At 73.8% G+C, this 25,889-nt stretch carries 24 protein-coding genes; 10 read left to right on the top strand and 14 right to left on the bottom strand.

From position 1 onward, the window contains the following. Positions 1 to 498 precede the first annotated feature (498 nt). Positions 499 to 1,263, top strand: coding sequence for a GNAT family N-acetyltransferase (locus C4U44_RS32575; RefSeq protein WP_103889677.1), 765 nt, complete (start codon positions 499 to 501; stop codon positions 1,261 to 1,263). Between the two features lie 222 nt (positions 1,264 to 1,485). On the opposite strand, the gene C4U44_RS32580 is transcribed toward C4U44_RS32575, so the two are convergent. After that, entirely contained in the window at positions 1,486 to 3,078 is a 1,593-nt protein-coding gene (locus C4U44_RS32580; RefSeq protein ID WP_103889678.1) for an MFS transporter, read from the bottom strand. 107 nt (positions 3,079 to 3,185) lie between these two features. On the opposite strand from C4U44_RS32580, the gene C4U44_RS32585 reads away from it, so the two are divergent. Beyond that, positions 3,186 to 3,911, top strand: a complete 726-nt coding sequence (locus C4U44_RS32585; RefSeq protein ID WP_103889679.1) for a TetR/AcrR family transcriptional regulator — start codon at positions 3,186 to 3,188, stop codon at positions 3,909 to 3,911. 179 nt (positions 3,912 to 4,090) lie between these two features. Here the strand turns inward: C4U44_RS32585 and C4U44_RS32590 are convergent, their stop codons facing one another. The 4 genes from C4U44_RS32590 to C4U44_RS32605 all read right to left on the bottom strand — a co-directional run bounded on the left by C4U44_RS32590 (position 4,091) and on the right by C4U44_RS32605 (position 9,783). Next, positions 4,091 to 6,535 (bottom strand): beta-xylosidase/alpha-l-arabinosidase, encoded by a 2,445-nt coding sequence (locus C4U44_RS32590; RefSeq protein WP_235032528.1) that lies wholly within the window; start codon positions 6,533 to 6,535, stop codon positions 4,091 to 4,093. A 158-nt stretch (positions 6,536 to 6,693) separates the two neighbouring features. Next, positions 6,694 to 7,512 (bottom strand): carbohydrate ABC transporter permease, encoded by an 819-nt coding sequence (locus C4U44_RS32595; protein WP_103889680.1) that lies wholly within the window; start codon positions 7,510 to 7,512, stop codon positions 6,694 to 6,696. Next, complete coding sequence (locus C4U44_RS32600) at positions 7,512 to 8,468, bottom strand: carbohydrate ABC transporter permease (RefSeq protein WP_103889681.1); 957 nt, start codon at positions 8,466 to 8,468, stop codon at positions 7,512 to 7,514. The genes C4U44_RS32595 and C4U44_RS32600 overlap by 1 nt, the downstream gene beginning before the upstream one ends. A 16-nt stretch (positions 8,469 to 8,484) precedes the next feature. Next, positions 8,485 to 9,783 (bottom strand): ABC transporter substrate-binding protein, encoded by a 1,299-nt coding sequence (locus tag C4U44_RS32605; protein ID WP_103889682.1) that lies wholly within the window; start codon positions 9,781 to 9,783, stop codon positions 8,485 to 8,487. 296 nt (positions 9,784 to 10,079) lie between these two features. On the opposite strand from C4U44_RS32605, the gene C4U44_RS32610 reads away from it, so the two are divergent. After that, positions 10,080 to 10,334, top strand: coding sequence for a hypothetical protein (locus tag C4U44_RS32610; RefSeq protein ID WP_146088402.1), 255 nt, complete (start codon positions 10,080 to 10,082; stop codon positions 10,332 to 10,334). Between the two features lie 9 nt (positions 10,335 to 10,343). Here C4U44_RS32610 and C4U44_RS32615 read toward each other — a convergent pair whose 3' ends face one another. Further along, positions 10,344 to 12,287 (bottom strand): ATP-binding SpoIIE family protein phosphatase, encoded by a 1,944-nt coding sequence (locus C4U44_RS32615; RefSeq protein ID WP_103889684.1) that lies wholly within the window; start codon positions 12,285 to 12,287, stop codon positions 10,344 to 10,346. 309 nt (positions 12,288 to 12,596) lie between these two features. Between C4U44_RS32615 and C4U44_RS32620 the strand changes: the two genes are divergently transcribed. The 5 genes from C4U44_RS32620 (at position 12,597) to C4U44_RS32640 (ending at position 16,779) form a co-directional block, all read left to right on the top strand. After that, positions 12,597 to 13,310 (top strand): LamG domain-containing protein, encoded by a 714-nt coding sequence (locus C4U44_RS32620; RefSeq protein ID WP_103889685.1) that lies wholly within the window; start codon positions 12,597 to 12,599, stop codon positions 13,308 to 13,310. A 184-nt stretch (positions 13,311 to 13,494) separates the two neighbouring features. After that, positions 13,495 to 14,664, top strand: a complete 1,170-nt coding sequence (locus C4U44_RS32625) for a chitinase (RefSeq protein ID WP_235032517.1) — start codon at positions 13,495 to 13,497, stop codon at positions 14,662 to 14,664. Positions 14,665 to 14,829: 165 nt separating this feature from the next. Then, positions 14,830 to 15,276 carry an MmcQ/YjbR family DNA-binding protein gene (locus C4U44_RS32630; RefSeq protein ID WP_103889767.1) on the top strand — a complete coding sequence of 149 codons (447 nt, stop codon included), beginning with the start codon at positions 14,830 to 14,832 and terminating at the stop codon, positions 15,274 to 15,276. 236 nt (positions 15,277 to 15,512) lie between these two features. Then, positions 15,513 to 15,770 carry a DUF397 domain-containing protein gene (locus tag C4U44_RS32635; RefSeq protein WP_322973712.1) on the top strand — a complete coding sequence of 86 codons (258 nt, stop codon included), beginning with the start codon at positions 15,513 to 15,515 and terminating at the stop codon, positions 15,768 to 15,770. Between the two features lie 100 nt (positions 15,771 to 15,870). After that, positions 15,871 to 16,779 (top strand): helix-turn-helix domain-containing protein, encoded by a 909-nt coding sequence (locus C4U44_RS32640; RefSeq protein ID WP_160145162.1) that lies wholly within the window; start codon positions 15,871 to 15,873, stop codon positions 16,777 to 16,779. 46 nt (positions 16,780 to 16,825) lie between these two features. On the opposite strand, the gene C4U44_RS32645 is transcribed toward C4U44_RS32640, so the two are convergent. The 6 genes from C4U44_RS32645 to C4U44_RS32670 all read right to left on the bottom strand — a co-directional run bounded on the left by C4U44_RS32645 (position 16,826) and on the right by C4U44_RS32670 (position 21,706). Then, complete coding sequence (locus tag C4U44_RS32645) at positions 16,826 to 17,665, bottom strand: SAM-dependent methyltransferase (RefSeq protein ID WP_265737356.1); 840 nt, start codon at positions 17,663 to 17,665, stop codon at positions 16,826 to 16,828. 181 nt (positions 17,666 to 17,846) lie between these two features. Next, complete coding sequence (locus tag C4U44_RS32650; protein WP_200823486.1) at positions 17,847 to 18,395, bottom strand: methylated-DNA--[protein]-cysteine S-methyltransferase; 549 nt, start codon at positions 18,393 to 18,395, stop codon at positions 17,847 to 17,849. 68 nt (positions 18,396 to 18,463) lie between these two features. Beyond that, entirely contained in the window at positions 18,464 to 19,093 is a 630-nt protein-coding gene (locus C4U44_RS32655) for an RNA polymerase sigma factor (RefSeq protein WP_103889689.1), read from the bottom strand. Positions 19,094 to 19,196: 103 nt separating this feature from the next. Beyond that, positions 19,197 to 19,697, bottom strand: a complete 501-nt coding sequence (locus C4U44_RS32660) for a methylated-DNA--[protein]-cysteine S-methyltransferase (protein WP_103889690.1) — start codon at positions 19,695 to 19,697, stop codon at positions 19,197 to 19,199. A 141-nt stretch (positions 19,698 to 19,838) separates the two neighbouring features. Further along, positions 19,839 to 20,657: a family 1 encapsulin nanocompartment shell protein gene (locus C4U44_RS32665; protein WP_103889691.1), complete on the bottom strand. Its 819-nt coding sequence runs from the start codon at positions 20,655 to 20,657 to the stop codon at positions 19,839 to 19,841. Further along, a complete protein-coding gene (locus C4U44_RS32670; RefSeq protein ID WP_103889692.1) occupies positions 20,654 to 21,706 on the bottom strand; it encodes a Dyp-type peroxidase in 1,053 nt (350 codons plus the stop codon). The genes C4U44_RS32665 and C4U44_RS32670 overlap by 4 nt, the downstream gene beginning before the upstream one ends. Before the next feature lie 185 nt (positions 21,707 to 21,891). Between C4U44_RS32670 and C4U44_RS42915 the strand changes: the two genes are divergently transcribed. Then, a complete protein-coding gene (locus tag C4U44_RS42915) occupies positions 21,892 to 22,086 on the top strand; it encodes an isocitrate lyase/phosphoenolpyruvate mutase family protein (RefSeq protein ID WP_235032518.1) in 195 nt (64 codons plus the stop codon). Positions 22,087 to 22,117: 31 nt separating this feature from the next. Here the strand turns inward: C4U44_RS42915 and C4U44_RS32680 are convergent, their stop codons facing one another. Continuing rightward, the gene (locus C4U44_RS32680; protein ID WP_103889693.1) at positions 22,118 to 23,341 is read right to left on the bottom strand and encodes an MFS transporter; all 1,224 of its coding nucleotides are present in this window, start codon (positions 23,339 to 23,341) and stop codon (positions 22,118 to 22,120) included. 146 nt (positions 23,342 to 23,487) lie between these two features. Continuing rightward, the gene (locus tag C4U44_RS32685) at positions 23,488 to 24,744 is read right to left on the bottom strand and encodes an MFS transporter (protein WP_103889694.1); all 1,257 of its coding nucleotides are present in this window, start codon (positions 24,742 to 24,744) and stop codon (positions 23,488 to 23,490) included. Between the two features lie 220 nt (positions 24,745 to 24,964). Between C4U44_RS32685 and C4U44_RS32690 the strand changes: the two genes are divergently transcribed. Then, a complete protein-coding gene (locus C4U44_RS32690; protein ID WP_235032530.1) occupies positions 24,965 to 25,876 on the top strand; it encodes a LysR family transcriptional regulator in 912 nt (303 codons plus the stop codon). The last annotated feature ends 13 nt before the right edge of the window (positions 25,877 to 25,889 follow it).

Consider the following 25,889-nt stretch of genomic DNA (forward strand, 5'->3'; position numbering starts at 1 on the left):
TCAATAGTTCTGGCACGGCAAAGGCACAACCAAGACACGGCCAAGGTCCGGCCGCCGGGCGGTGCCGATGCGTACGCCAGGGAAACGGGGGCGACCCGGGTGAAGCCCGCGGACGCGGCGGGGACTGGGGGAAATCGCGTTGCGCGCGTCCCGGCCGCCGTGGCAGAGTCGGGTCCGCCCCGGACCGTGGCGGTTCCGGGTCCTCACACACGGTTGGGAACGAAGTCCTATGGTTCCGGCGTCCCGTAGCGGCCGCCGTACGCACTGAGCGGTGCGCTCCTGCTCCCTCGCGAGCAGGGTCCCGCCCGGTGCCGCGCGCTCGACGTGCGGCGGTCCCTCGCCGCGGTGCCTTCCGCACCGCCGGCCGTTCTCGCGCGGGGACGGCCCGCCCGGTTCCATGCCGGGCCCGGCAGCAGCGCCTTCCGCGGATCCCGCCGATCTTCCCGGCGGTGCGGGTGTGCGCTCCCACGCGTCCCTTCTTCGTGAGGTCATCCCACCGTGCAGACCAATGTCCAGAGTTTTGCCGTCGCCAACCTGCGCCGCCGCCCGGAGGTCGTCGAGACCGGCGGGTTCGTCGCGGGCTTCGACCCCGCCACCGACAGCCCGTACATCAACTACGCGACCCCGCTGCCCGGCGCCGAGCCGACCGCGGCGGACGTCGCCGCACTCGTCGCCGCGTTCCGCTCGCGCGGACTCAAGCCGCGGCTGGAGTTCGCTCCTGACCGTGCGCCCTCGGTCGAACCCGCCCTGCGGGCGGCCGGGTTCGGCACGGAGGAGGTGCACGAGTACCTGGTCTGCCGGCCCGGCACGCTGACCCCTCCGCCGCGGATCGGCGACGGGCCCGGGCACCTCGTGGAGAGCCCGGCCGCCGACGAGGAGTACACCGCGATCGACGCGGCCCTGGCCGAGGCGTTCGAGGGGGAGTTCGCCTCCTCCCCGGAGGGCGCCGCCCGGCTGCGCCGGATCCAGGAGGGCGGGGGCGCGGTGCGGTTCGTCCGCGCGCCCGACCACGGGTGCGCGGGCGCCGCCTCCTGCTCCGCGCCCGCGGTCGGCACCGCGGAGCTGGCAGGCGTCGGTACCCGCACCGCCTTCCGCCGCCGCGGCATCGGCGGGGCCGTGGTCGCCTCGCTCACGGCGGCCATGTTCGGGCTCGGCGCCGGGTCCGTCTGGCTCGAGTACTCCGGGGAGGGCTCCCAGCGGGTGTACGAACGGCTCGGCTACCGCGCCGAGGGCACCCGGCTGTACGTGTCGCTGGAGCGCTGACGGGGCCCACCGGGCGGGGGTTCACGGGGCCGGCGCACGCGCTGGTCCTGTGAACGCACGTGCCACCTCCGGCCGTTCGTGTGCGGTGTCCCGTCGCTGGTCGCGGCGGGCCGCCGTCCCGGGCCGGGACCCGGGCGGCGAGGGGCCGCCCGGCATGTCACCGCCCCGGCGCCGACCGCAGCAGGGAGGGTGGTCGGCGCCGGGGCGGAGCCCATTTCCGCGTCAGTCGGCCGCTTCGAGCTCCTCCTCCGAGCGGAAGTGCCGCGGCAGGGCCGGGCCGGCCAGGATCGCGAGGAGGAGCACGACGAGGATGGCGCCGGCGCCGAAGGTGTAGGCGGCGACGAAGGAGTGGGTCGCGGCGCGGTGCAGGTAGATGCCGCCGATGGAGACGACGCCGAGGACGGCGCCGAGCTGTTCGACGGACTCCAGCACACCGGACGCGGAGCCGGCACGGGCGGCGGGGACGTTCTGCAGGGTGATCGCGAACAGCGGTCCCATCGACATGCCGAGCCCGACTCCCGTGACGACCAGGCCGGGCACGAGCTGCCAGGTGTGGGTGGCGTGTCCGTAGTGGTGCAGCACCCAGGCGGTCGTGAGGACGCCGAGGGCGAGGCCGGTGCAGCCGATGGTGACGACGTGGCGTCCCAGGCGCGGGATGAGCGGATCGGCGAGGGCCGCGACGCCCAGCACCATGCCCACGATCATCGGCAGCGTGGTGAGACCGGCCGCGAGCGCGCTGCGCCCCAGGCCCTCCTGCAGGGTGAGCGTGGTGGCGAGCGTCAGTCCGCCCATCACGGCTTCGACCAGCAGGCTCAGCGCGAGCCCGGAGACGAAGGAACGCTGCCGGAACAGGCTCGGGTCGACCAGGGTGGTGGCGCCGCGCCCGCCGCGCACCCGCTGGTCGCGGACGAGCAGGACGAGCACCGGCACCGAGGCGATGAGCGAGACGAAGGTCCACGCCGGCCAGTGGTCGTCCGGCCCCTGGATGAGCGGGAGGACCAGCAGGCCGAGTCCGATCGCGGCGAGGATGTTGCCGCGCGGATCGATCCGGGTCGGTTCCGGCGAGCCGCCGGACGGGAGCAGCAGGGCGCCCGCGATGAGGGCGGCCGCGCCGATCGGCACGTTGAGCAGGAACAGCGGCCGCCAGTCCTGGCCGGGCAGGTCCGCCTTCAGCAGCGCGCCGCCCACCAGCGGCCCGAGCGCGGCGGCGAGCCCGGCGAGAGCCCCGAACAGGCCCATCACCTTGGCCCGTTCCTGCGGCCGGTACATGAGCTGGAGCAGTGACGTCGCCTGCGGCACCATCAGCGCCGCCGCGCCGCCCTGCACGATCCGGGCGGCCACCAGTACTCCCGCGCCCGGCGCCAGCGCGCAGGCCAGCGACGCGGCGAGGAAGATGCCGGTGCCGGTCATGAAGGCGCGCTTGTAGCCGATCACGTCGCCGAGCCGGCCGCCGGTGATCAGCAGCATCGCGAACGCGAGGGAGTACCCCGCCACCACCCACTTCAGCCCGGTGTCGCCCATGCCGAGCCCGCCGCGGATCGAGGGCAGCGCCACGTTGACCGCCGAGGTGTCGATCAGGTCCATCGCCACCGCCAGCATGACGACGAAGACCGCCACGATGCGCCGCGCCCCGCCCCGGGGGGCCGCCTCCGAACCCGGCGGCGCCGGCTGCCCTGCCGCTCTGGTGCCCTGCGCGCCACCGCCCGTCGTGCCGGTCGCTCCGGTCGTGTCGCGGACCGCGTCGTCCGTCACGCCGAGCGCCGTGCCGTGCGGCCCGTTCTCCGTCGTCCTGCCGCTGCTCGCCGTGCCGGTCATGTCGATCGCGCTCCCTGAGTGGGTCGAGTCAAAACTAGACGGTCTAGTCTTGCTCCTCTGAAACTAGACTAGACAGTTCCGTCTTGGCAAGCGATACACTTTGTGCCATGACCGGATCCGCCGAACCCCACCCCGGCCACACGCCCGCGCCGTCATCCGCGGGGGAGCCCGCGGCTGTGCCCGCGCCGCCGGGCGCGAGGGAGCCCGCGCCGTCGTCCGGGCGCGTGCGCTCGGCTGCCAAGCACGACGCGATCCTGCGGGCCGCGATGACCGTGTTCCTGCGGGAGGGCTACGCCGGGGCGAGCGTCGACGAGATCGCGGCGACGGCCGGCGTCGGAAAGCAGACCGTCTACGGCCATTTCGGGGACAAGGAGAAGCTCTTCCTCGCGGTGGCCCGCGCCGCGGGCGGCATGCTGAGCAACGATCCCGAGGCGTCGCGGGGCCCGCTGCCGTACAGCGGGAACCTGCGCGCGGATCTCGCGGCGGTGGGCGAGCGGGTGCTGAGGACGGTGCTCGCGCCCGACGCGGCGGCGCTGCACCGGCTGACGATCGCGGAGCTGACCCGCCACCCCGAGCTCCAGCTGATGTGGCGCGACAACGGGTCCGGCGCGGTGATGGAGGATCTGGCCCGCTACCTCGCCGAGCGGGACCGCGACGGCCAACTCGTGGTGCCCGAACCCGAGCGTGCCGCACGGCAGTTCGTCCTGCTGCTCGCCACCGACGGCCGGGTCCGCTCGCTGTACGGCACACAGCCGCTGCCCCCGGAGGAGCGGGCGCTGGTCGCCTGGGAGACCGCCGATCTGATCGTCCGGGCGCACCGTCCGGACGCGTAGGTCACCGGGCGGTTGCCCCGCCCGGGCGTCTTGATGGCGCGGCACACGCCCTCCTCCGGGCGGCGCCCCCTCGTCCGCGTGTCCCCGTTCCGTGCGCGCACCGGCGATCACCGGAACGCCGCTGCCCGCACCGGCCGGACGCGGACGGAGCGGGCAGCGGTGCGGGGCACGCCGCTGCGCTACCTCCGGTTCACGGTGAAGCGGGGGTGCAGCCTGCGGGTGTGGTCCACCACGCGGGCCGGGCCGGTGAGGGTGCACACGACGGTGAGGCGCAGGTCCGTACTGGAGCCGCCCAGCCGCAGTTCGAGCGCGCCGGGTTCCACGACGCGGCGGCCGTCGTGACCGGTGAAGGCCGCCAGGTCGGCGGGTACGGCCAGCTCCACCCGCGCCGAGGCGCCCGGGGCGAGGCGCAGCCGCTGGTAGCCGACCAGCCGCTGCTCGGGCTGGACCACGGAGGCGACCGGGTCGTGCAGGTAGAGCTGGACGACCTCGGTGCCCTCGCGCTCGCCGGTGTTGCGGACGGTGAAGGAGCAGCGCACCTCCCCGTCGGTGGGCGCCTCGAAGTCCGCGACGCGCAGGTCCGTCCACTGGAAGGTGGTGTACGTCAGCCCGTGGCCGAAGGCGAACGCCGGGGTCGGGTCGACGTTGGAGACGTCGCTGGCCCGGCCCAGGCGCGCGGCCAGGTAGGTGGTCGGCTGGCTGCCCGGCCGGACCGGCACGCTGACCGGCAGCCGCCCGGACGGTTCGACCTGGCCGGCGAGTACGGCCGCGAGGGCCGCGGTGCCCTCCTCGCCGGGGAAGAAGGTCTGCACGATGGCCGCCGCCTCGCCGACCCCCCGGCCGAGCGCGTACGGCCGGCCGGCGAGCAGGGTGAGGACGACGGGACGGCCGGTGTCCAGGACGGCGTCGAGGAGCTGCTGCTGGACGCCGGGCAGCGCCAGCGACTCCGCGTCGCAGCCCTCGCCGCTGGTGCCGCGGCCGAACAACCCGGCCCGGTCGCCGAGCGCGAGCACCACCACGTCCGCCTCGGACGCGGCCCGTACCGCTTCGGCGAAACCGCCGGTGTCCGGGGTGTCGACGTCGCACCCGGTGGCGCAGACGATCCGGCTGTCGGGGAACTGCGCCGTCAACGCCTCGCGCAGCGCGGGCAGTTCGATGCCGGTCGGCACCTCGGGGTGCCGGACCCCGACGTGCATGGGGAACGCGTAGCAGCCCAGCACGGCGGTGGGCGCGTCGGCGTTGGGTCCGATCAGCGCGATCACCTCCGGCCGTTTCAGGGGCAGGATGCCGTCGTTGCGCAGGAGCACCACGCTCTCCTCGGCGACCCGGCGGGCGATGTCCCGGTTGGCGGCCGAGTCCAGGTCGACGGTTCCGCGCAGCGCCTCCAGGTACAGCGCGCCCGCGTCCGGCACGGTGCCGGCCGGGTCGTCGCCGTCCGGATCGAGCGCGCCGCCGGTCATCGGGGCGCCGTCCGCACCCGCTGCTGATTCCGGGTCCGCGTCGCCCGCCCCTCGCACGCTCACCCCGTCGACGCGCCCCGCCAGGACCGGCGGCACGGGGTCCCAACCGGCGTCCAGCAGGCCGAGTTGGGCCTTCTGCACCAGCACCCGGTGCACCGCCCGGTCGAGCAGTGCCTCGGGCACCCGGCCCTCGGCGACCGCCGTCAGCAGCGGCTCGCCGTACGCCTTGACGGTGGGCAACTCCACGTCGACGCCCGCCGCCAGGGCCGCGCCCGCGGCCTCCCCGAGGGTGCCGGCCACGCCGTGCAGGGTCTTGAGGAAGGCGACGTTGAAGTAGTCGGCCACGACCGTGCCGGTGAAGCCCCACGTCTCGCGCAGCAGTCCGGTCAGCAGGTCCCGGTCGGCCGCGGACGGGATGCCGTCGGTGTCGGTGTAGGCGCTCATCACCGATCGGACGCCGCCCTCGCGCACCGCCATCTCGAACGGCGGCAGGATCACGTCGGCGCGCTCCCGGCCGCCCATGCCGACCGGCGCGAGGTTCCGGCCGGCGCGCGAGGCGGAGTAGCCCGCGAAGTGCTTGAGCGTGGCCACGATCCCGGCCGACTCCAGCCCGCGCACGTAGGCCGTGCCGACCGTGCCGACCAGGTACGGGTCCTCGCCGATGGTCTCCTCGACCCGGCCCCAGCGCGCGTCGCGCACCACGTCGAGCACCGGTGCCAGGCCCTGGTGGACGCCGACGGAGCGCAGGTCCCGGCCGATCCGCCCGGCCATGGTGCGCACCAGCGCCGGGTCGAACGTCGCGCCCCAGGCCAGCGGTACGGGGTAGGCGGTGGCGCCCCAGGCGGCGAACCCCGCCAGGCACTCCTCGTGGGCGATCGCGGGGATGCCGAAGCGGTTGGCGGCCATGATGCGGCGCTGGGTGCGCAGCAGCGACAGCGCCCCGAGCGCCGGGTCGACCGGGGCGGTGCCGAACGGCCGGGTGAGCTGGCCGAGGCCCCGGGGAAGCAGCTCGTCGAGGGGGACGGCCTCTTCCATGTCGTGCTGGTGGGGGGCGACTTCACCGCCCTCGGCGGAGGCGCCCACCCACACGCCGTACAGCTGCGCGGCCTTCTCCCGCAGGGTCATCTCGGCGATCAGGGCGTCGGCCCTGGCCTCGGGCGGCAGGGAGGCGTCGCGCCAGCGGGGGGCGGTGCGCTCGGTGGCGGAGGTCCGTTCGGCGGAGGTCCGTTCGGTGGCGGGGTGTCCGGTGGTGGTGGTCGGTCCGGTGGCGGTCCGCTCGGGCGCGGTCTGCTCGGGCACGCTCTGTTCGGGCACGGTGTCGGTCACTTTCCTCCGACGCCCATCAGCCCCTGCACCAGGGCACGTCGGGCGAACAGGTAGACGATGAGGATCGGCAGCATCGACAGCACCACCGCGGCCAGCAGGCCGGGGATGTCCACGCCGTGCTCGGTCTGGAAGTCGTACAGGCCCAGGGTGATCACCTTGGAGGAGTCGGACTGGGTGAGCACCAGGGGGAAGAGGAAGCCGTTCCACGCCTGGAGCGCGGAGAAGACCACGATGGTGGACAGCCCGCCCTTGGACAGCGGCACCACCAGCTGGAAGAACACCCGCCACGGCGGGGCCCCGTCCATCGCCATCGCCTCGTACAGGTCGGGGGTGATCTCGCGCATCACCCCGGTCAGCACCAGGGCGCTGACCGGCAGGCAGAACGCCGCGGTCGGCAGGATCACGCCGGCCAGGTTGTCGTAGAGCCCGGCGCGGTTGATGACGTAGAACATCGGCACGATCACCGCCTGCGCGGGCACCGCCAGGCCCAGCAGGAAGAGCCGGAACACGCCGGTGGTGACCCGGCCGCGGCCGCGCACGATCGCGTAGGACAGCGGCGGCACCAGCAGCAGCACGATCGCCACCACCGCGGCGCTGACCACCAGGGTGTTGAGGAAGTACCGGCCGAAGCCGTTGGAGAAGTCCTGCGTGTAGTTGTGCAGCGTGAAGTGCTTCGGGAAGGACAGCGGGCCGTTGGTGGAGTAGTCGGTGCGGCTGCGCAGGGTCGCGGTGAGCATCACGTACAGCGGCAGGCCGACCAGGAACAGCCAGACCAGCGAGCCCAGTCCGGCCAGGAAGTTGGGGTACCTTCTCATCACAGGCCCTCCGAGCTGCTGCGCATCTTGTCGTAGCCGGACACCCGGACCACCACCAGCGAGATCACGGTGGCGACGAGTACGAGCACCAGCGCGATCGCCGAGCCCCCGCCGTAGTCGAAGTTCTTGAAGGCCTGCTGGTACATGTAGTACGCGCTGATCGTGGTGTCGGTGCCGGGGCCGCCCTGGGTGAGGATCAGCACCGTGTCGAACGTGGTGAGGCCGCCGACGACCATCAGGATCATCGACGTGACCATGGTGTTGCGCAGCTGCGGCAGCGTGATGTGGAAGAACTGCCGTACGGTGCCGGCCCCGTCGAGCGCGGCGGCCTGGTACAGCACCTCCGGGATCGCGCGGGTGGCGCCCTGGTAGATCAGGGTGTGGAACGGCGTGTACTGCCAGGCGCCGACGAACACCAGCACGCCGATCGCGCCGGACTGCATGCCGAGCAGGTTGCCGTTGCCGAACAGCCAGCGGGCCTGCGCCGGTACCCCGAAGTTCGGGTCCAGCATCGCCCGCCACAGCACGGACACCGCGGTCGCCGACAGCAGCAGCGGCACGAAGAACACCGCGGACAGCACCGCGCGGTTGCGCTGCTTCCCGGCCGCCCAGACCCCGAGCAGGATGCTCAGCGGGGTCTGCACGGCGACGCCGAGCACGGTGATCAGGACGCTCAGCCACAGACTCTGGATCATGGTGTGGTCGTGCAGCAGCGCACGCCAGTTGTCCAGGCCGGCGAAGGCCGGCGCGTCCAGGCCGTCCCAGTCGGTGAAGGACAGCACCGCGACCAGCACCAGTGGCAGGATCGCGAACAGGGCGAAGAACAGGGTGGCGGGAACCGCCCAGGCGAAGCCCGGGCGGGTCACCGCGGTGCCGGACCGGCGGGCCGCGCGGCGGGCGGGCCGCCGGGCCTGCCCGTCCTGCGCGGCCGCCGGTGCGGGGGAAGTGGTGGTCATGGCGTGGATCCCTGGGTCAGGACGCCGACAGGCCCTGCATGGCCTTGATGAAGCCGTCGGCGTTGATCTTGCCGTCGAAGAACTCCTGGACGGCGGTGTGGATGGCCGTGGTCTGTGACGGCGGGTACGCCTGGTCCCACGAGAGCTGGAACGACGGGGCCTGCTTGACCAGGTTGAACTGGTACTTCAGGTAGGCCGGGTTGGACGCGGTGTCCAGGAACTTCGGGGTGTTGGTGGTGGTCGGCAGGTTGCCGATGGCCAGGTGCGCCTTCACGAACTCGTCCGAGTACTGCAGCTTGAGGAACTGCATGACGGCGTCCGGGTACTTGGTCTTCTTCAGCACCGAGTAGTAGTTGTTGGTGTTGCCGACGACGTCGGCCGCGTTGCCCTTGCCGCCCGCCATGCTCGGGAACGAGCCGTAGCCCAGGTCGGACTTGGTGAAGTCCGCGTTGGCGTCCTGCTCGGTGGAGTACTCCCACGAACCCATCAGCTCGAAGGCCGCCTTACCGGTGGCCAGCAGCGCGGGGGACCCGCCGTCGGTGAACTTCACCGAGTCGTAGTTGTTGCCGAAGGCGCCCGCGTCGACCAGCTGCTTGAGCATCGACAGCGCCTTGCGGCTGTCCGGGCTGTCCCAGGCGCTCTTGTCGCCGGTGAGCGCCTTCTCGAACAGGCCGGGGCCGGCGATGCGGTCGTAGACGTACTCGAACCACATCTGCGTCGGCCACTGGTCGCCGCCGCCCAGCGCGATCGGCGTCTTGCCCTCGGCCTTGAGCTTCTTGACGTCCGCCAGCAGGTCGTCCCAGGTCGTCGGCTCCGAGATGCCGGCGTCCTGGAGCACCTTCTTGTTGTTGAACAGCAGCACCGGCTGGGTGCCGCGCATCGGTATGCCGTACGGCTTGCCGTCGACGACCGCGGTGTTGAACACCGACGGCAGGAAGTTGGACTTCAGTCCGGGGTCCTTGGCGATGAAGCTGTCCAGCGGCATCAGCAGGCCCGCCTTGACGAACGGCTGGATGCTGCCGGCACCCCAGTTGTAGAAGATGTCCGGGGCCTGCTTGGTGCTGATGATCCCCTGGAGCTTCTGCTGGTAGTCCGCACCCGGGATGGTGTCGAGCACCGCCTTGACCTTCGAGGTCTTGTTGAAGGTGGCGACGATCTGCTTCTCCACCTTGTTCGTCGCGTCGCCGTAGACCAGGACATGGATCCGGCCGGAACCGGAGCCCGAGCTGCTGCCGCCACAGGCCGCCAGGGACAGGCCGAGCGCGAGTACCACGCCGCCCGCGGTGGCACGAGGGAGCCAAGCGCGCTTCTTCATGGAGTAAGCCTTTCGAAATGTTTCGGCGGCGATGCCGAAATTTCTGCGCCGCCCAGACGCTAGAGCGCGGCGGGAAAGCGGGTCAACCCTCCGGCCTGCGGTTATCAAAGCGTTACGGTGCGGGTCGCGTGCCCTCACGTCGCACGGGTTTCACGGCCGAGGGGGTGCGCGGGGCCGGCTCGCATGCGGGGGCCGAAAGGTGTAGGGAAACGGCTCGATCGTTTCGAAGACGGGACGGGCCGCGATCGGCGGCGAGCGGGCCGATACCGGGCGCGGGAGGTGGGTAGGCGAAGTTCATGACTTCAGGACACGAGATGTCAGGAGACGACCAGAAGGGCCAGGAGCCGCCGTCCGATCCCTCGGGCGCGCACGGCCCGTCCGCCGCACGCGGCGCCCACCTCACCCCCGACCTTCCCCCCGCCGCCGAGGCCCCCGAACTGCGGGGCGCGGTCCGGCCCCGCCGCGAGGACAGCCCGGCCGGTCGCGAGGCGGAACTGCCCCCGCCCTACGGCCCGCTCGGCCGGCGCGGTGCCCGGCGCCGGAGCGGATGAGCCGCTCGCTCAGCCCTCGTTCGCGTCAGGTTCCTCGTCCAGCGAGAACCACACCGTCTTTCCCTCGGACTCCGGCCGCACGCTCCACTGGTGCGAGAGCAGGTCGAGCAGGACCAGACCGCGGCCGGAGGACGCCAGCTCGCCCGGCGCGCGCTGGTGCGGCAGCTCGTCACCGCGGTCGGTGACCTCGACCCGCAGGGTGCGCCGGCCGGGCTCCCCGGTGACGACGGCGACCAGCGCCGCGGCCTGGTCGGTGTGCACCAGCACGTTGCCGACCAGCTCGGAGGCGAGCAGCACCGCGGTGTCCACCTGGTCCGGCCGCCCCCAGTCGTGCAGCAGCGACTGCAGCTCGGTGCGCGCCTCCGACAGGCTCTCCGCCCGGTCCTGCTCGACGTTCAGTACCAGCCGCCGCTCCTGCACGGGCGGCCGCGGCAGACCGGCGTCCCGGCGCACCAGCAGCAGTGCGATGTCGTCCTCGTTGCGCGGCCGGGCGTCCGCGCGGCGCAGGTCCGGCTCGGGTGGTCCGGCGGCGGGCTGCGGGCCGTTCACCGCCGTGATCAGCCGGTCCGCCATGCCCTCCAGGTCCGCCCCCGTCCCCGGCGACATCGCGTCGCGCACCCGCACCCACCCGCTGTACATGTCGTGCCCGCCGGTCTCGATCAGGCCGTCCGTGCAGAGCATCAGGACCTCCTGGTCGTGCAGCTCCACGACCGACACCGGGTAGTCGTCGTCGTTCCCCGGGATCTGCCCCAGCGGCAGGCCGCCGCGGACGTGCTTGATCATGCAGGTGCCGTCCGGCATCCGCAGCACGGGATGCGGGTGGCCGGCACGGGCGATGTTGAGGACCCCGGAGTGCGGGTCGGCCTCGATGTAGATGCAGGTCGCGAAGCGCTCCTCGTCCAGGGCGGCCAGGAAGCGTGAGGCCCGCGCCAGCACCGCGTCCGGGCCGTGGCCCTCGGCGGCGTAGGCGTGGACGGCGGTGCGCAGCTGGGTCATCAGGCTCGCCGCGTGCACGTCGTGCCCCTGCACGTCGCCGATGACCAGGGCGAGCTTGCCGCTGGGCAGTTCGAGGCTGTCGAACCAGTCGCCGCCCACCAGCAGCCCGCCGCCGGTCGGCACGTAACGGGTGGCGACGCTCAGCCCCGAGATGGCCGGCCCGGCCCGGCCCATGCTGCTGCGCAGGCCCCGGGACAGGGCCAGCTCCGCCTCACCGGTGCGGGTGCGCTCCAGCGCCCGCGCCAGCAGCCGCGCGGTCACCGTCAGCAGCGCCCGCTCGTCGTCGGTGAACGCCACCGGAGAGCGGAACGACGCCAGCCACACCCCGCTCAGCTTCCCGGACGTCACCAGCGGCAGGAACGCCCACGAGCTGTGCCCCTTGCCCGCGCTCAGCGGGTACATGACGGGGAATCGGCGCCGGTACTCCTCGGGCGTCGGAAGGAAGACCGGGCGGCCGCTGCGCACCACCTCGGCGGCCGGGTAGCCCGTCGACATCGGCATCCGGAACGCGCGCTCGGAACCGGGCGGCCGGAAGCCGAGCGTGGCGAGCTTGGTGAGGAAGGTGCCGTGGATGCCGAAGACGGCCTGGCCGTCCAGGGGGAAGGTGGGCGCGTGCAGGGCGGTCAGCGCCTTGAGGGCCTCGTCCAGGGACTCGGCGTCGGCGACGGTGTGGCCGGTGTCGACGAGCAGGGCGTCCCGCTCCCGGGGGCTGCCCGAGCCGAGGCCGCCCTCGCCGGTGGAGCCCTCGAGCGTGCCGCGCGGTCCCGGCCGTACGGACACGGGCACGGCCGGCGCCTGGGCCCCGGGCGGCTCGTGGGCGTCCGTCGGGCCCGCCGCCGGGGGTTCCGGGCCGGGATCGGACGCCGGTCCGACCTTCAGCCGGTTCAGCGCGTCGATCTGCCGGAGTTCGGCGTCGTCGTCCCCGTCCGGGCCCGACTCGTCCCGTCCACCGCCCATCCGCGCCCTCTCGCTCGTGATCGTCCGCGTCGGGTGCGCGCGTCGCCCACCGCTGCACTCCGTCGGCCTGTCCGGTTCATCGGTGATCAGTAGGTATTTTGTCCGATCGTACGCTTATGTCCCATGCTCGGGGGCGACTGAGTTCCCCGCACGTTCCCCGCATCCGCCGCACCCCCGTCGGAGAGGCGGCCCCCGCACGGGGCGCGAGCCGTGCCGCGCCCGCTCCCGGCGCCCGTCCGCGCGCCGCTTCTCGGGCCGGGCGTGACCGGCGTTCACTGGGAGTAATGGCCGCCACCCTGGAGTGCACCCATGACAGTTCCGCCCTCCGCGGCGCCCCCGGCGCCCGTCGTCTTCGCCGCTCCCTTCACCGATCGCTCGGCCTGGGCGGTGGGCCGCACCTCCGCCTACCCGGCCGACGGCCGCAACCCCGGCGACAACAAGCTCGACCGGATCGGCCCCGCCTACGCACCCACCGGGGCCGGCGTCTTCCGGGCCCGCCTCTCGGACTCCGGCGACTGGAACGCCGACCTGGTCTCCACGGAGTTCGCCCCCGGCGGCTTCGAGCTGCGGCCCGGCGACGAACTCGGCGCGACCTGCGTGGTGGACGACACCCCGGGCGCCTGGCCGGCGCTGTGGACGTGGGGCCGCGACTCCTCCTCCGGCCGGCCGCAACCCGGCCACGGCGAGGTCGACGCGTTCGAGTACCACCCGACCCACCCGCACATGCTGGAGCTGACCAACCACGTGGGCGGCGCCGGGGACTACGCGGACGGTGTCATCACCCCGGGGCGCGCCTTCCGGCTGCACGTCGTCCTCGGCGCCCGTAGCGTGCGCTGGCAGGTCGACGGCCGGACCGTCTACGAGGACGGGCGGGGGGTCGGCGCCGCCTGGCGGGCCTGGCTGGTGGTCAACATCAGCGTCGCCGCCGGGGCGTACGGCCACCAGGCGCCCGCCCCCGGGGTGCGCGAACTGAGCTGGCAGTGCACGGACTTGGAGGTCCGCCGGCCGGGGGCCGCGCGGTGACCCCAGGTGCGCGGCTTTGGTCCAGACCTATTGACGAGTGGTCGAGACCACTTTACGATCCGGGCCACCACGTGATGCCCATGCGTCACACCGGTTTCTCCACCTCACTCCGAAGCCCGGGCTGTCATGGCCGCCCCCCACCGGCTCGGTGACCCGCGGTCCGCGGCGAGAGAAGGGAGCACACATGCCCGCTACCCACGGCCGCCGGCTCCGCCTGCTCGGCGCCGGACTCGCGGCGGCCTGCCTGGCCCAACTGCCGCTCGCCGCGGCCACCCACGCCGTCACCCCGGCCCCCGCCCGCGCGGCCACCGCGACCCACGGCACCCCGGTCACCGCGACCCGCACCGGCGCCGGGATCACCGTGACCCGTACCGGCACGGCCGCCGCGCCCGCCGCCGACACCTGTGCGACCAAGCCCAGGCCCTCCGGCAAGGTCCTCCAGGGCTACTGGGAGAACTGGGACGGCGCCGCCAACGGCGTCCACCCCGGCCTGGGCTGGATACCGATCACCGACGGCCGGATCGCGCAGCACGGCTACAACGTGATCAACGCGGCCTTCCCCGTCATCGAGTCCGACGGAACCGTGCTCTGGCAGGACGGCATGGACACCGGGGTCAAGGTGGCCACGCCCGCTGAGATGTGCCAGGCCAAGGCGAACGGCGCGACCATCCTGATGTCCATCGGCGGAGCGGCCGCGGGCATCGACCTCAGCTCCAGCGCGGTCGCCGACCGCTTCGTGGCCACCGTGGTGCCGATCCTGAAGGAGTACGACTTCGACGGCATCGACATCGACATCGAGACCGGCCTGGTCGGCAGCGGCAGCATCGGCACGCTGTCCACCTCGCAGGCCAACCTGGAGCGCATCATCGACGGCGTGCTCTCCCAGATGCCGTCCGGCTTCGGTCTGACCATGGCGCCCGAGACCGCCTACGTCACCGGCGGCAGCATCACCTACGGCTCCATCTGGGGCGCCTACCTGCCGATCGTGAAGAAGTACGCCGACAACGGCCGGCTCTGGTGGCTCAACATGCAGTACTACAACGGGAGCATGTACGGCTGCTCCGGCGACTCCTACGAGGCGGGCACCGTCGCGGGCTTCACCGCGCAGACCACCTGCCTCAACAACGGACTGACCGTTCAGGGCACGACCATCAAGGTGCCCTACGACAAGCAGGTGCCGGGCCTGCCTGCGCAAGCCGGCGCGGGCGGCGGCTACATGGCGCCGAACCTGGTCGGGCAGGCGTGGAGCGCCTACAGCGGCGCCCTCAAGGGCCTGATGACCTGGTCGCTGAACTGGGACGGCTCCAAGGGATGGACCTTCGGCGACAACGTGAAGTCGCTCCAGGGCCGCTGACGCGCGCCGCCCTTCCCCCGTCCGGGTCACCGTCCTTGCCTCCGACGGCGGTGGCCCGGACGTCCTGTCGGTGCCGCCCTGTAGCGTGACGACGCGCCCACCCCCGTGCCGGCCGTGCCCGCGGACGGGCGTCCGACCAGCCCCGAACTCCCGGAGGACGGACCGATGGCAGCCACCGCAGGCGACCGCGACGGCGAGGACGCCGCGGGCCCGGCACCGTACCCGCCGGTGGAGCCCGGGGTGATCGCGGCGCTCGCCCTCGACCTGCCGGAGACCACCGAGGAGAACCCGTTCGGGCCCGAGGTGGACGTCTACAAGGTGGCGGGCAAGATCTTCGCGATCCTCAGCGCCGAGTCGGAACCGCCCACCGTCGCCCTCAAGTGCGACCCCGCGCTGTCCCTGCACCTGCGGGATCACTACGCGGCCGTCACTCCCGGGTACCACCTGAACAAGAAGCACTGGAACAGCGTGGCGCTGGACGGCACCATCCCCCCGGACGAGATCGACGACCTCGTCGCGCACTCCTGGAGCTGCGTGGTGGCCGGCCTGCCGAAGGCGGCCCGCGACCGCCTGACCCTCCTCGTCCCGGACCGGCGCCCGCCCGCCCCCTGACGGCCCCCGACCCCTGGCCCGGCCGGGTGGGGCGGATGCGTCGAACGTGCGAACCGCTGTCGAACTGGTAGCCCCAGGCGCACAGTTGACGGAATCATCCGTTCCGTTTCTGGGGCAGGAGTACGCCCGAGCGGCGCATGAAACGGGTGCGGCGCGGCCATCATTAAAGATGGCCGAGCGATGTGCAATTGCATCCGCGGCCATGGTCGATCACCCCCGGTAGGAGGAGGAGAACGATGCCCGGTCGGGACGAAGGCGCGAGGTGCCGGACCACCCCGCGGCTCCAGCCGAACATGGCCGAAACCGTGGTGCGGTGGCGGAAGAGCTCGCACAGCAACCACGAGAGCAACTGCGTCGAGATGGCCGAACTCGATCAGGAGACGGTCGGGTTCCGTGACTCGAAGGACAGAAGCGGTCCGGTTCTCACCTTCGGCCGCGCCGCGGTACGGGCCTTCGTGGCCGGCACGGCCCGTGGCGAGTTCGCCGTCGAGTAGCGGAATCCAGCCAGTTGTGACGTCGGGCCCTCCGCACCGTGAGCGCTAGGGCACGATAGGTGACCCGTACGGGGTGGACACCCCGAGAAGGAGACCTGCCGTGCCAGCTCAGCCGTCTCGCAGTCCGCGTGGGGCCCGCAACGTCCACGACCTGTCGGGCCGGGCACCGACGGCGCAACGGATGATCTTCGGGGAGACACTGCGGCAGCGCCGGCTCGCGCAGGGCCTGACCGCGGAGGACGTGGTCCGTCAGATCGGCCACTCCGCCTCCAAGATCAGCCGGATGGAGAACGGCCGGCACGACTTCAAGGAAGCCGACCTGCGCCGCCTGCTGGACGTCTACGGCGTCCACGAGGAGGCCGAGCGGGAGACGCTGCTCGACCTGGCCCGCGCGGCCAACGAGCGCGGCTGGTGGGACGCCTGGAGCGACGTGTCCACCAAGACCCTCCAGACCCTGGTCAGCCTGGAGGACATGGCGCAGCGGATCCGCAGCTACGAGATCGCCCAACTGCCGGGCCTGGTGCAGACCCCCGAGTACACCCGCGCGCTGATCCGCGCGAACTCGGCCGGCAAGGGCGAGCAGGAGATCGAGCGGATCGTCGAGTTGCGCGCGATGCGCCAGCAGCGGCTGATGCGCTCGACCGGCAAGAAGCTGCTGTGCGTGCTGGACGAGGTCACGCTGGTCCGGCCGTACGGCTCCCGCGAGGGCATGCGGCGCCAGCTGGAACACCTGATATCGCTGGCCGACGACCCCGACATCGGCTTCAACCTCGTCGAGTTGACCCGGCCCAACCTGCCCGTGCAGATCGGCACCACCACGATCTTCGACTTCGCCGACGGCCAACTCCCCGACATCGTCTACATCGAGCGGTCCGGCGGCGGCCTCTACCTCCAGGAGGAGCACGAGGTCGACGACCACGTCAAGGGATTCGACCGGCTGCTGATCGCCTCGCTCGGCCAGCGCGCCACGGTCCGGCGCATCCAGGACCACATCAAGAAGCTCCGCTAGCCGGCCGCGCGGGTTCGTCCGCGCGGCCCGGCCGGCTTGCGCCGGCTCACCCCTTGCGGGCCACCCCGGCGAGCAGCGACGACTGGGCGTTGGTGACCAGCGTCGGACCGCTGGCCGCCTCAGGCCGCCACTGGTGCGCGACGATCACCCCGGGGTCGACCAGGTCCAGGCCGTCGAAGAACCCTTCCACCTCGGCCTGGTCGCGGGTCCGCAGCGGGGTGCCGCCGGAGGTGTAGATCTCGGTGATCTGGGCCCACGCCTCGGGGGCGAACTCGTGCGTGACGTGCGACAGGGCGAGGTACGAGCCCGGGGCGAGCCGGTCCAGCAGGGTCGCCACCACCCCGTAGGGATCGACGTCGTCCGGCACGAAGTGCATGACCGCGTTCAGGCTCAGGCCGACCGGCAGGGACAGGTCGAGGCAGTCCGCCTCCTCCACGGCGGCCAGCACCGCGCCGGGGTCGGTCAGGTCGGCCTCGACGTACTCCGTGGCGCCCTCCGGGGTGCTGCCGAGCAGGTTGTCGGCGTAGACCAGCACGATCGGGTCGTTGTCCACGTAGACGATCCGGGAGACCGGCGCCTCGCGCTGGACGACCTCGTGGAGGTTCGGCGCGGTCGGGATGCCGGTGCCGATGTCCAGGAACTGGCGGATGCCGCACTCACGCGCGAGGAAGCGCGCGGAGCGGTGCACGAACGCGCGGTTGACGCGGGCGGTGGTCCGCAGCGTCGGCAGCCGGCGGATCGCGTCCTCGGCGGCGGACCGGTCCACGGCGTAGTTGGTCTTGCCGCCCAGGAAGTAGTCGTACATCCGGGCGCTGTGCGGGCGGTCCTGGCGTAACCGGTCCGAGACGCCGGTGTCCTCGGCGAAGGTCGCTTCTTCCTCGGCCACGCGCAGCCCCCATCGTCCTGTCGTGCTCCTCGGGCCGGACGGCCCCACGGGCATTGTCCGCCCGGCGAGCCCGTCCCCGGGTCCCGCCAGCACTTTTGATACCCAGTCCACCTTGTCCTATCCGGTCGGCGGCCCCCCGCGCCACCCCCGAACGGGGTGGCCGGGCGCCAGGGCCCCGGCCCTATGCCTCCTCCAGCGCGAGCAGCAGCCGCTTGGCGTCCGCCCCGCCGGCGTACTGCCCGGGGGAGCCGTCGGAGCGCACCACACGGTGGCAGGGCACCACCACCGGCAGCGGGTTGGTGGCGCACGCGGTCCCGACCGCGCGCACCGCGCGGGGGCTGCCGGACGCCGCGGCGACCTGCGCGTAACTCTCGGTCCGGCCGTAGCCGATGGCCGGCAGCAGGCCCAGTACCTGGCGCCGGTAGCCCTTCGACAGCCGCCAGTCCAGGGGCAGTTCGAACGTCCTGCGGCGCCCGGCGAAGTACTCGTCCAGTTGCCGGGCCGCCTCGTCCAGCCGACCGGGCGCGCGCAGCACCCGGGGGCTGACCCGGTCCGCGAGCTGCTGGAGCACCGCGGCGTGGTCCTGCACCGCGTACGCGATCCGGACCACGCCCGCGTCGGTCGCGGCCAGCAGCAGGGTGCCCGCCGGGGTGTCCAGCGTGCGGTAGGCGACGTCCAGCACCCCCTCCGCGCCGGCCTGTTCGGCCAGCCGCGCGTGCAGCCGCGCCATCGCCTCGTCGTCGTGTTCGGGCAGTCCCTCGAACGGGTCCCGCCCGGCGGATCCGGTGGCGGTCATGGTCATCGTCCCCTCGCTCCCGTCTCGTTGCCGGCGGCGGCTCCCTGGCCGCCGCGCGTTCCTGTGCTCCTGCCTGCTTCCGCCGCGGCCGGTGGCGCGGCTCCGGTGCCGCCGCCGGTGCTCGCGCCGATGTCCGTGCTGGTGTCCGCGTCGCCGTCCGGGTGCGCCGGGTAGGTGCGGCGCAGCGTGCGCATGCCGTCGGCCGCGGCCCGGCGTGCCGCGTCGGTGCTGCCGCCGGTCATGGCGGCGATCTCCCGGTAGGGCAGCCCCGCGAGGTAGTGGTACGCCACCGCGTGCCGCTGCCGCTCCGGCAGCGCCTTGAGGGCGCGCCACAGGTCGGGGTCCCAGTCCTCCGGGCGGCCGGACCGGCTCGGCCGTTCGGGCAGCTCGCCGACCGGCACCGCCCGGCGCGCGGTGGCACGGGTGACGTCGATCGCCTTGCGGTGCGCGACGGTCACCAGCCACGCGGCCACGTTCGCGTCCCCGGGCAGCTCCGGGTAGGCCTGCAGCGCCGCGAGGAACGTCTCCGACCAGGCGTCCTCCGCGTCGTGCGGCCCCAGCACGGCACGCACCACCCGCAGCACCATCGGCCCGTGCTCGGTCACGATCTGTTCGAACGGTGGCTTGCTCACACCCTGTCAACGCTCCGGGCGGGCGGAACGTGAGGCCGGCGGCCGGAAAAGACCCGGAACGGTACCGCCGATGGTCCCGGGTGGCGCCGCCGTGCTCCGTGGCTCAGAAGAGCCGCGCCTCCTTCTCCTCGGCCGGCTCCTCCAGGTCCAGCAGGAACCGTTTGCGCTCCAGGCCGCCCGCGTAGCCGGTGAGCCGGCCGCCCGCGCCCACCACCCGGTGGCAGGCCACCACCAGCGACAGCGGATTCGCCCCGACCGCGCCGCCGACCGCCTGCGCCAGTTGCCGGTCGCCCAGATCGGCGGCCAGCTCGCCGTACGTACGGGTCCGGCCGTAAGGGATGGCCGCGATCAGGTCCCACACCTTGCGGTGGAACGCGTCGCCCTCCGGTGCCAGCGGCAGCTCGAACTCCCGCCGCTCGCCCGCGAAGTACTCCTCGATCTGCTGCCGTGCGGCGCCGAACCCGGCGTCCTCGCGCGCGCCGAACGCCTCGGGCGCCGGCCGGCCGCGATGCCGGTGCGCGAAGTACAGCCCGCTCAGCGCGCCGCCGTCGGCCACCAGCACGAGCTCGCCGACCGGTGAGCCGACCACCGTGTGCGTCGTCATCGCCGTCGTTCTCCACCTCTCGGGCGGTCCCCGGTGCGGACCGCCGACACCGGGAAGACGCCGCGGGGGACCGGAACGTGAGATCCCGGCCCCCGCGCCGGGCCCTTGCCCGCGCTCCGGCCCCCGTCCGGGCGACCTGCCTCAGACCGCCTTGGTGCCGGACGAGGGCGTGAGGGCGACGCACGCCTCGGCGGTGTGCACCAAGAAGGTCAGCGACTCCTGGAAGTACAGGTCGATGGTGGTGGCGGTGTGGCCGAGGTAGCCGATCGACACGTCCTGGCCGAGCCGCAGCTCGAAGTCCCCGCCGCGGGTGGCGAGCAGGAACGCCCCGTCGATGGCCGGCGCCCACACGATGTCGCCGTCCAGCAGCCGCGCGATGTGCTGGTGGATCGGGTAGCCGTGGTCGGAGGTCTCGCTGACCGCGGTGTAGGCGTCGGCGCTCAGCGCCAGGGTGTACGCCCCGTCGACACCGGCCAGCCGCAGCGTGGTGACGGCGTGGCTGATCGCGTCCGGATAGTCCCGCACGTCCGCGGGCAGGGTCAGCTCGGGGTTGGAGGAGGCGGCCCGCAGCCCCGTGATGCCGGCGGCCTCGTAGCCCTCGAAGACCGCCCGGTCCTCGGCGAAGGCGAGTTGCTTGGCCGCGTCCTTGACCGGTTGCCAGTCCGCGTCCTTCGCGCCGCGCTCCACGTCGTCGACCTGGGCGCGGTCGACGGTGAGGGGCACCCGCAGCTCCACCACGGGCTGCGAGCGGCGGGTGCGGGCGATCACGCCCCGCCCGGGCGCGGCGATCTCGTCGAGGTGCCCGGTCGGGACCGCGGACAGCTCCGAGCCGGCCGGCTCGGGGACGTCCACGATGCGGCGGGCCGCGACGTTGCGCTTGAAGGTACGCCGGGCCTCGGCCTCCAGGTCCGCCCACGCGGCGTCGGAGATCGGGGCGAGTTCGCGGTGCAGGTTGTTCACGAGGGCGTGCTCCTGTTCAGGTTGCCGATGCCGAGGCTGCCGTCCGGGGCCGGGCGCGCGGGCGCCTGGGCGGGTACGGACGCGGGTGCGGGCGCCGCTGCCGCGTCCGCCGCCGTCCCTGACCCGGGCGCGTCGGGCAGGTCGTCGAGGAAGTCCGCGGACGGCGCGTAGAAGAGGGTGCCGGTGAGGGCGGTGGAGAAGTCGAGGATGCGGTCGTGGGGCGCCGCCGAGGTGCCCAGGAACATGTTCCGCAGCATCTGCTCGGTCACGTCGGGGGTGCGGGAGTAGCCGATGAAGTACGTGCCGAACTCGCCGCGGCCCGGGCTGCCGAACGGCATGTTGTCCCGCAGGATGTCCTGCTCCTCGCCGTCCGGGCCGGTGACGGTGTTGAGGGCGACGTGCGAGTCGTCCTCGTCCCGTTCGATGTTGGTCGCCTTCGTGCGGCCGATGATGCGCTCCTGCGCCTCGACCGGCAGCGCGTTCCAGCCGTCCAGGTCGTGCAGGTACTTCTGCACGATCACGTAGCTGCCGCCCGCGTGCGCCGGGTCCTCCGCGCCGACCAGCACGGCCTCGCGCGCCGCCGGGCCGACCGGGTTCTCGGTGCCGTCCACGAAGCCCAGCAGGTCGCGCACGTCCAGGTACTTGAAGCCCTGCACCTCGTCCTGGAGCGCCACCGCGCCGCGCAGCCGGCCCATGATCTGGCCGGCCAGCGCGAAGCAGAGGTCGAGGCGGGTCGCGCGCAGATGGAACAGCAGGTCGCCCGGGGTCGACACCGCGCGGTGCCGCGGGCCCTGCAGCGGCGTGAACGGATGCAGCCCCGCCGGCCGCGGGTGGTCGAACAGGCGGTCCCACGCGTCCGATCCGATCCCGGCCACGCAGCTCAACCGGCCGTCGGGCGCGCCGAACCCGATGGCGCGGGTCAGCCCCCCGAGATCGGCGAGCAGGTCGCGGGCGGTGTCCTCGCCGCCCTCCTCCACGGTCAGCACGAGGAAGATCGCGGCGGTCGTCAGCGGGCTCAGTACGGACTGCGGTTCCGGCTCGGTGGCCAACCCAACTCTCCCGATCTGCCCTGCGTGGGCGGTGTCCAGCGGATCACTTGGACCTTACTGCCAAGGATCCCCGGCACTCCCCAGTACCCCCGCGTGTCCCTGGTCACGGCGGGTGCGGCCCGATCCGCCGCGGCGTGCGGCCGGCTCGGGACGGGGAGCGGCCAGTGCCGTGGCCGGAAGGGTTTGTGACCGTGGACGACCTGGCCGGGTTCGGCGTGCGTCGGGTCAGCACCGGCTCGCTGCCCTACCGCGCGGCCGTGCACGCGGCGACCGCCGTGGCCGCCGCCGTGCGCGACGGCCGCGCCGACCTGCCGGGCGCCACCCCGTACCAGGACCTCCAGGCCCGCCTCGTCGACTACGCGCGCGGGCACGGCCGTTGACCCGTCGACCTGCACCCGCGGGCCGGGCCCGTCACGCGGCCACGGCGCCCACCGCCCGGTCGCGGCGGCCGGTCCGCGCGCCGAGCGCGGCGAGCGCCGGTACGGCCGCGGTCGCGAGGAAGCAGACCGGCAGCGGCACCGCCGCCACCAGCAGGGCGGCGAGCGCGCCACCCGCCGACGAACCCGCGTTCACCGCGGAGTTGACCCAGCCCGTGGCCCGGGTGGCCGAGCCCTCCGGGGCGAGGCGGGCCGCCGCGAGGTAGGCCGTCGACAGGGCCGGCGCCATGAGCGTGCCCGTCACCGCCACGCACACCGCGAGCAGGGGCAGCGTGCCGGCGGCGGCCGCGTCCACGGCGAGCAGCGCCGCGAGCGCGGCCAGCAGGAAGGGCAGCCGGCCCGCGGCCGGGCGGCTCCACGCCACCCTTCCGTGCAGCAGCCCGCCGATCGCGCTGCCCGCGGACTGGCCGGCCAGCACCCAGCCGGCCGCGCCGGGGTGGTGCGCCCGGTCCGCGCACGCGATCACGTACAGGTCCAGCCCGCCCAGGCACGCCCCCACGCCCAGCGCGGAGCCCGCCGCGCGGCGTACGCCCGCGCCCGCCCGCGTCAGCAGGCGCAGCCGCCGCGCCGCGGACTTGGGCGCCGCGACGATCAGCCGGGCGGCCGGCGCCGCTGCCAGCGCGCAGGCGCCGCCCGCGATCAGCGCCCCCGACAGCGCGAGGGCCCGTACCGGGTGCACCGCCACCGTGATAAGCGGGCCGACCAGGAAGAGCAGTTCCTCCGCGACCGTGTCCAGGCTGAACGCCCGTTGCAGCAGCGCCTCGTCGGGTGCCAGCACGCCCCACACGGCCCTCATCGTGGGACCCAGCGGCGGGCAGCTCGCGCCGCCGGCCGAGGCGAGCAGCGCGAGCACCGCGGTCCCCGGGCGGCCCGGTCCGGCGGCGGAACCCGCGCACCAGGCGAGAGCGAGGAGCGCGGCCGCGAACGGGACGGCCAGCAACGGCAGCGCGCGGCGTGCGCCCAGCCGGTCGACGAGGTCGGCCCGCGCCGGGCCGAGCAGGACGGAGACGGTGCCGAACACCGTCGCCAGCAGGCCCCCGGCCGGCAGTGAGCCGGCCGCCGCGGTCAGCGACAGGACGAGGGCGAGGCCGAGCACCCCGTACCCGAGCCGCCCCACCAGGGCGGCGGCGAAGGTCGTACGGGCGTGCGGCAGGCGGAACAAGGCGGCGTAGGACGCCGCCGGAAGTGGCGAAGACATGAGAAATCCCCTGGAAACGCAGTGACATGGGCCGTCTCCCGCACCCGGTCGCTACGCACAGAGGATGTACATGTCCCGCAGATTACCGCACCCGCCGCCGGACGGACCCGTGCCGGACCGGGGAGGCGGGCGCCACGGACCAGGGGTCAGGGGCGCCGCAGCGCCGCGGTCGCGGCGAGTGCGAGCGCCGCGAGGGCGAGGACGGTCGTCGCGGGCCAGCCCGCGCGGTGGTACGCCGAGGCCCCCAGGGTGCCGCCGAGACTGTTGCCGATGTAGTAGGCGGTGAGGTAGAGCGCGGAGGCCTGCGCCCGCCCGGTCCGGGCGGTACGGCTGACCGCGCCGGAGGCGACGGCGTGGCCGATGAAGAACCCCCCGGTGACGAGGACCAGCCCGAGCAGCACGGCCACGAGCGGCCCGGCGAGGGTGAGCAGCAGCCCGCCCGCGCACAGCGCCAGGGCGACCGCGAAGGCGCCGCGCCGTCCGATCCGCGCGCTCAGTGCGCCGGACGCGGCGGACGTGCCGGTGCCGACGAGGTAGACGAGGAAGACCGCCCCGACCGCGGACTGCGACAGCGCGTAGGGCGCGGCGGTGAGCCGGTAGCCGAGCACCGTGTAGACCGCGCCGAAGACGGCCATGAACAGCATCCCGACCGCGTAGAGGCGGCGCAGCCGGGCATCGCGCAGGTGACCGGCGACGGTCCGGCCCAGGGCGGCCGGGGAGATCGGCCCGGGGCTGAAGTGCCGTGCCCGCGGGGCGAGGGCGCGGAAGACGACGGCGCAGGCCAGCGCGGTGAGGCCGACCGCGAACAGCGCCGTGCGCCATCCGTACGCCTGGGCGATCGCGCCGCCGGCCACCCGGCTGCTCATGCCGCCGATGGAGTTGCCCGCGACGTACAGGCCGATCGCTGAGGGCACCGCGGCGGGGTGCACCTCCTCGGCGAGGTAGGCCATCGCGGTCGCCGGCAGCCCCGCGAGCGCGACCCCCTGGAGGGCGCGCAGGGCGACGAGCGTGGCGAGGTTCGGGGCGAAGGGCACGGCGAGCGCGAGCAGCGACGCGCTGAACACGGACGCCGTCATCACCTGCGTCCGCCCGTACTTCTCGCTGAGCGCGCTGGCCGGCAGCAGGGCGAGGGCGAGGGCGCCGGTGCTCGCCGAGACGGTCAGGCTCGCCTGGGCGGGGGACAGCCGCAGGCCCGCGGACAGGGCGGGCAGCAGCGCCTGCGTCGAGTACAGCAGCGCGAAGGTGGCCAGGCCCGCGGCGAACAGGGCGAGGTTGGCGCGGCGGTACCCGGAGGTGCCGGCGCGCAGCCGGCCGTCATCGTCGGCGGCGGGGCTCGCGGGCGCGTCGGGACGGGCGGTCGCCCCCGCCGTCGGCGCGGCCGACCCCGTGTCTGCGGGGTTCATGGCAACGACGCTAGGCCCGCCGCTTTCCATGCGTCCAATGCATGGAAGAGGCATGATTGATCCACCAGTGCATGAGTGCAGGACACAGGGGAGTTCCGTGAGCGGTGACGAGGGGCGAGACGTGCCGCATACGCCGCCGGGCACAGTGGGTGGCGCGGGCGGTACGGGCGGCCCCGGGTCGGACCCCGCGTTCGGCGCGGCGCCGCCCGCCGTCGCCGAACTGTCCGCCGGCGCCTGGGCCGTGGTCCTCGCACCGCGGCTCGCCCAGTTCGCCGCCGTCGCCCGCGACGCGCACATGACCCGGGCCGCCGAACGGCTCGGCATGCCGCAGTCCACCCTCAGCCGGGCCATCGCCCGGCTGGAGGACGACCTCGGGGTCAGCCTCTTCGCCCGCCAGGGGCGCGCCCTGCGGCTGACCCGCGCCGGGCTGGCGTTCCGGCAGGCCGCCGAGCGCGCCCTCGCCGAGGTCGAGCGCTCCGCCGAGGAGGTGCGGCTGGACGCGGACCCCGGCGGCGGCCGGGTCGCGTTCGGCTTCCTGCACACCCTCGGCTCCGAGACGGTCCCCGCGCTGCTGCGCGCCTTCCGCGCCTCCCACCCGCGCGTGCGGTTCCACCTCGTGCAGACCTACGGCGAGGCGATGCTCGAACGTCTCAGGGCCGGCACCCTCGACCTGTGCCTGACCTCGCCGCTGCCCGCCGAACACGGCCTCGTCGTACGCCGGTTGGACGAGCAGCGGCTGCGGCTGGTGGTCCCGGCCGGGCACCGGCTGGGCAGCCGGCGGCGGGTGCGGCTCGCGGAGGCGGCGGCCGAGCCGTTCGTCACCCTGGAGGCGGGCTTCGGGCTGCGCCGGATCACCGACGCGCTGTGCGCCGAGGCCGGATTCTCTCCCCGGGTGGCCTTCGAGGGCGAGGAGGCGGAGACGCTGCGCGGGCTGGTCGCGGCCGGCCTCGGCGTGGCGCTGCTGCCACCGCCGGCGGTGCCCCGCCCCGGTGTCACCGAACTCGACATCATCGGGCAGCGTGCCGTGCGCGAGATCGGCGTGGCCTGGCTGGACGGGCAGCACGACACCGCGCCGGTCGCCGCGTTCAAATCGTTTCTGCTCGGCAGAAAGGGCGGACTGCTGCCCCGGTGATGCCGGCCGCCGC

Origin of the sequence: Actinacidiphila yanglinensis, assembly GCF_900107965.1 — a bacterium.
GTDB classification, from domain to species: domain Bacteria; phylum Actinomycetota; class Actinomycetes; order Streptomycetales; family Streptomycetaceae; genus Actinacidiphila; species Actinacidiphila yanglinensis.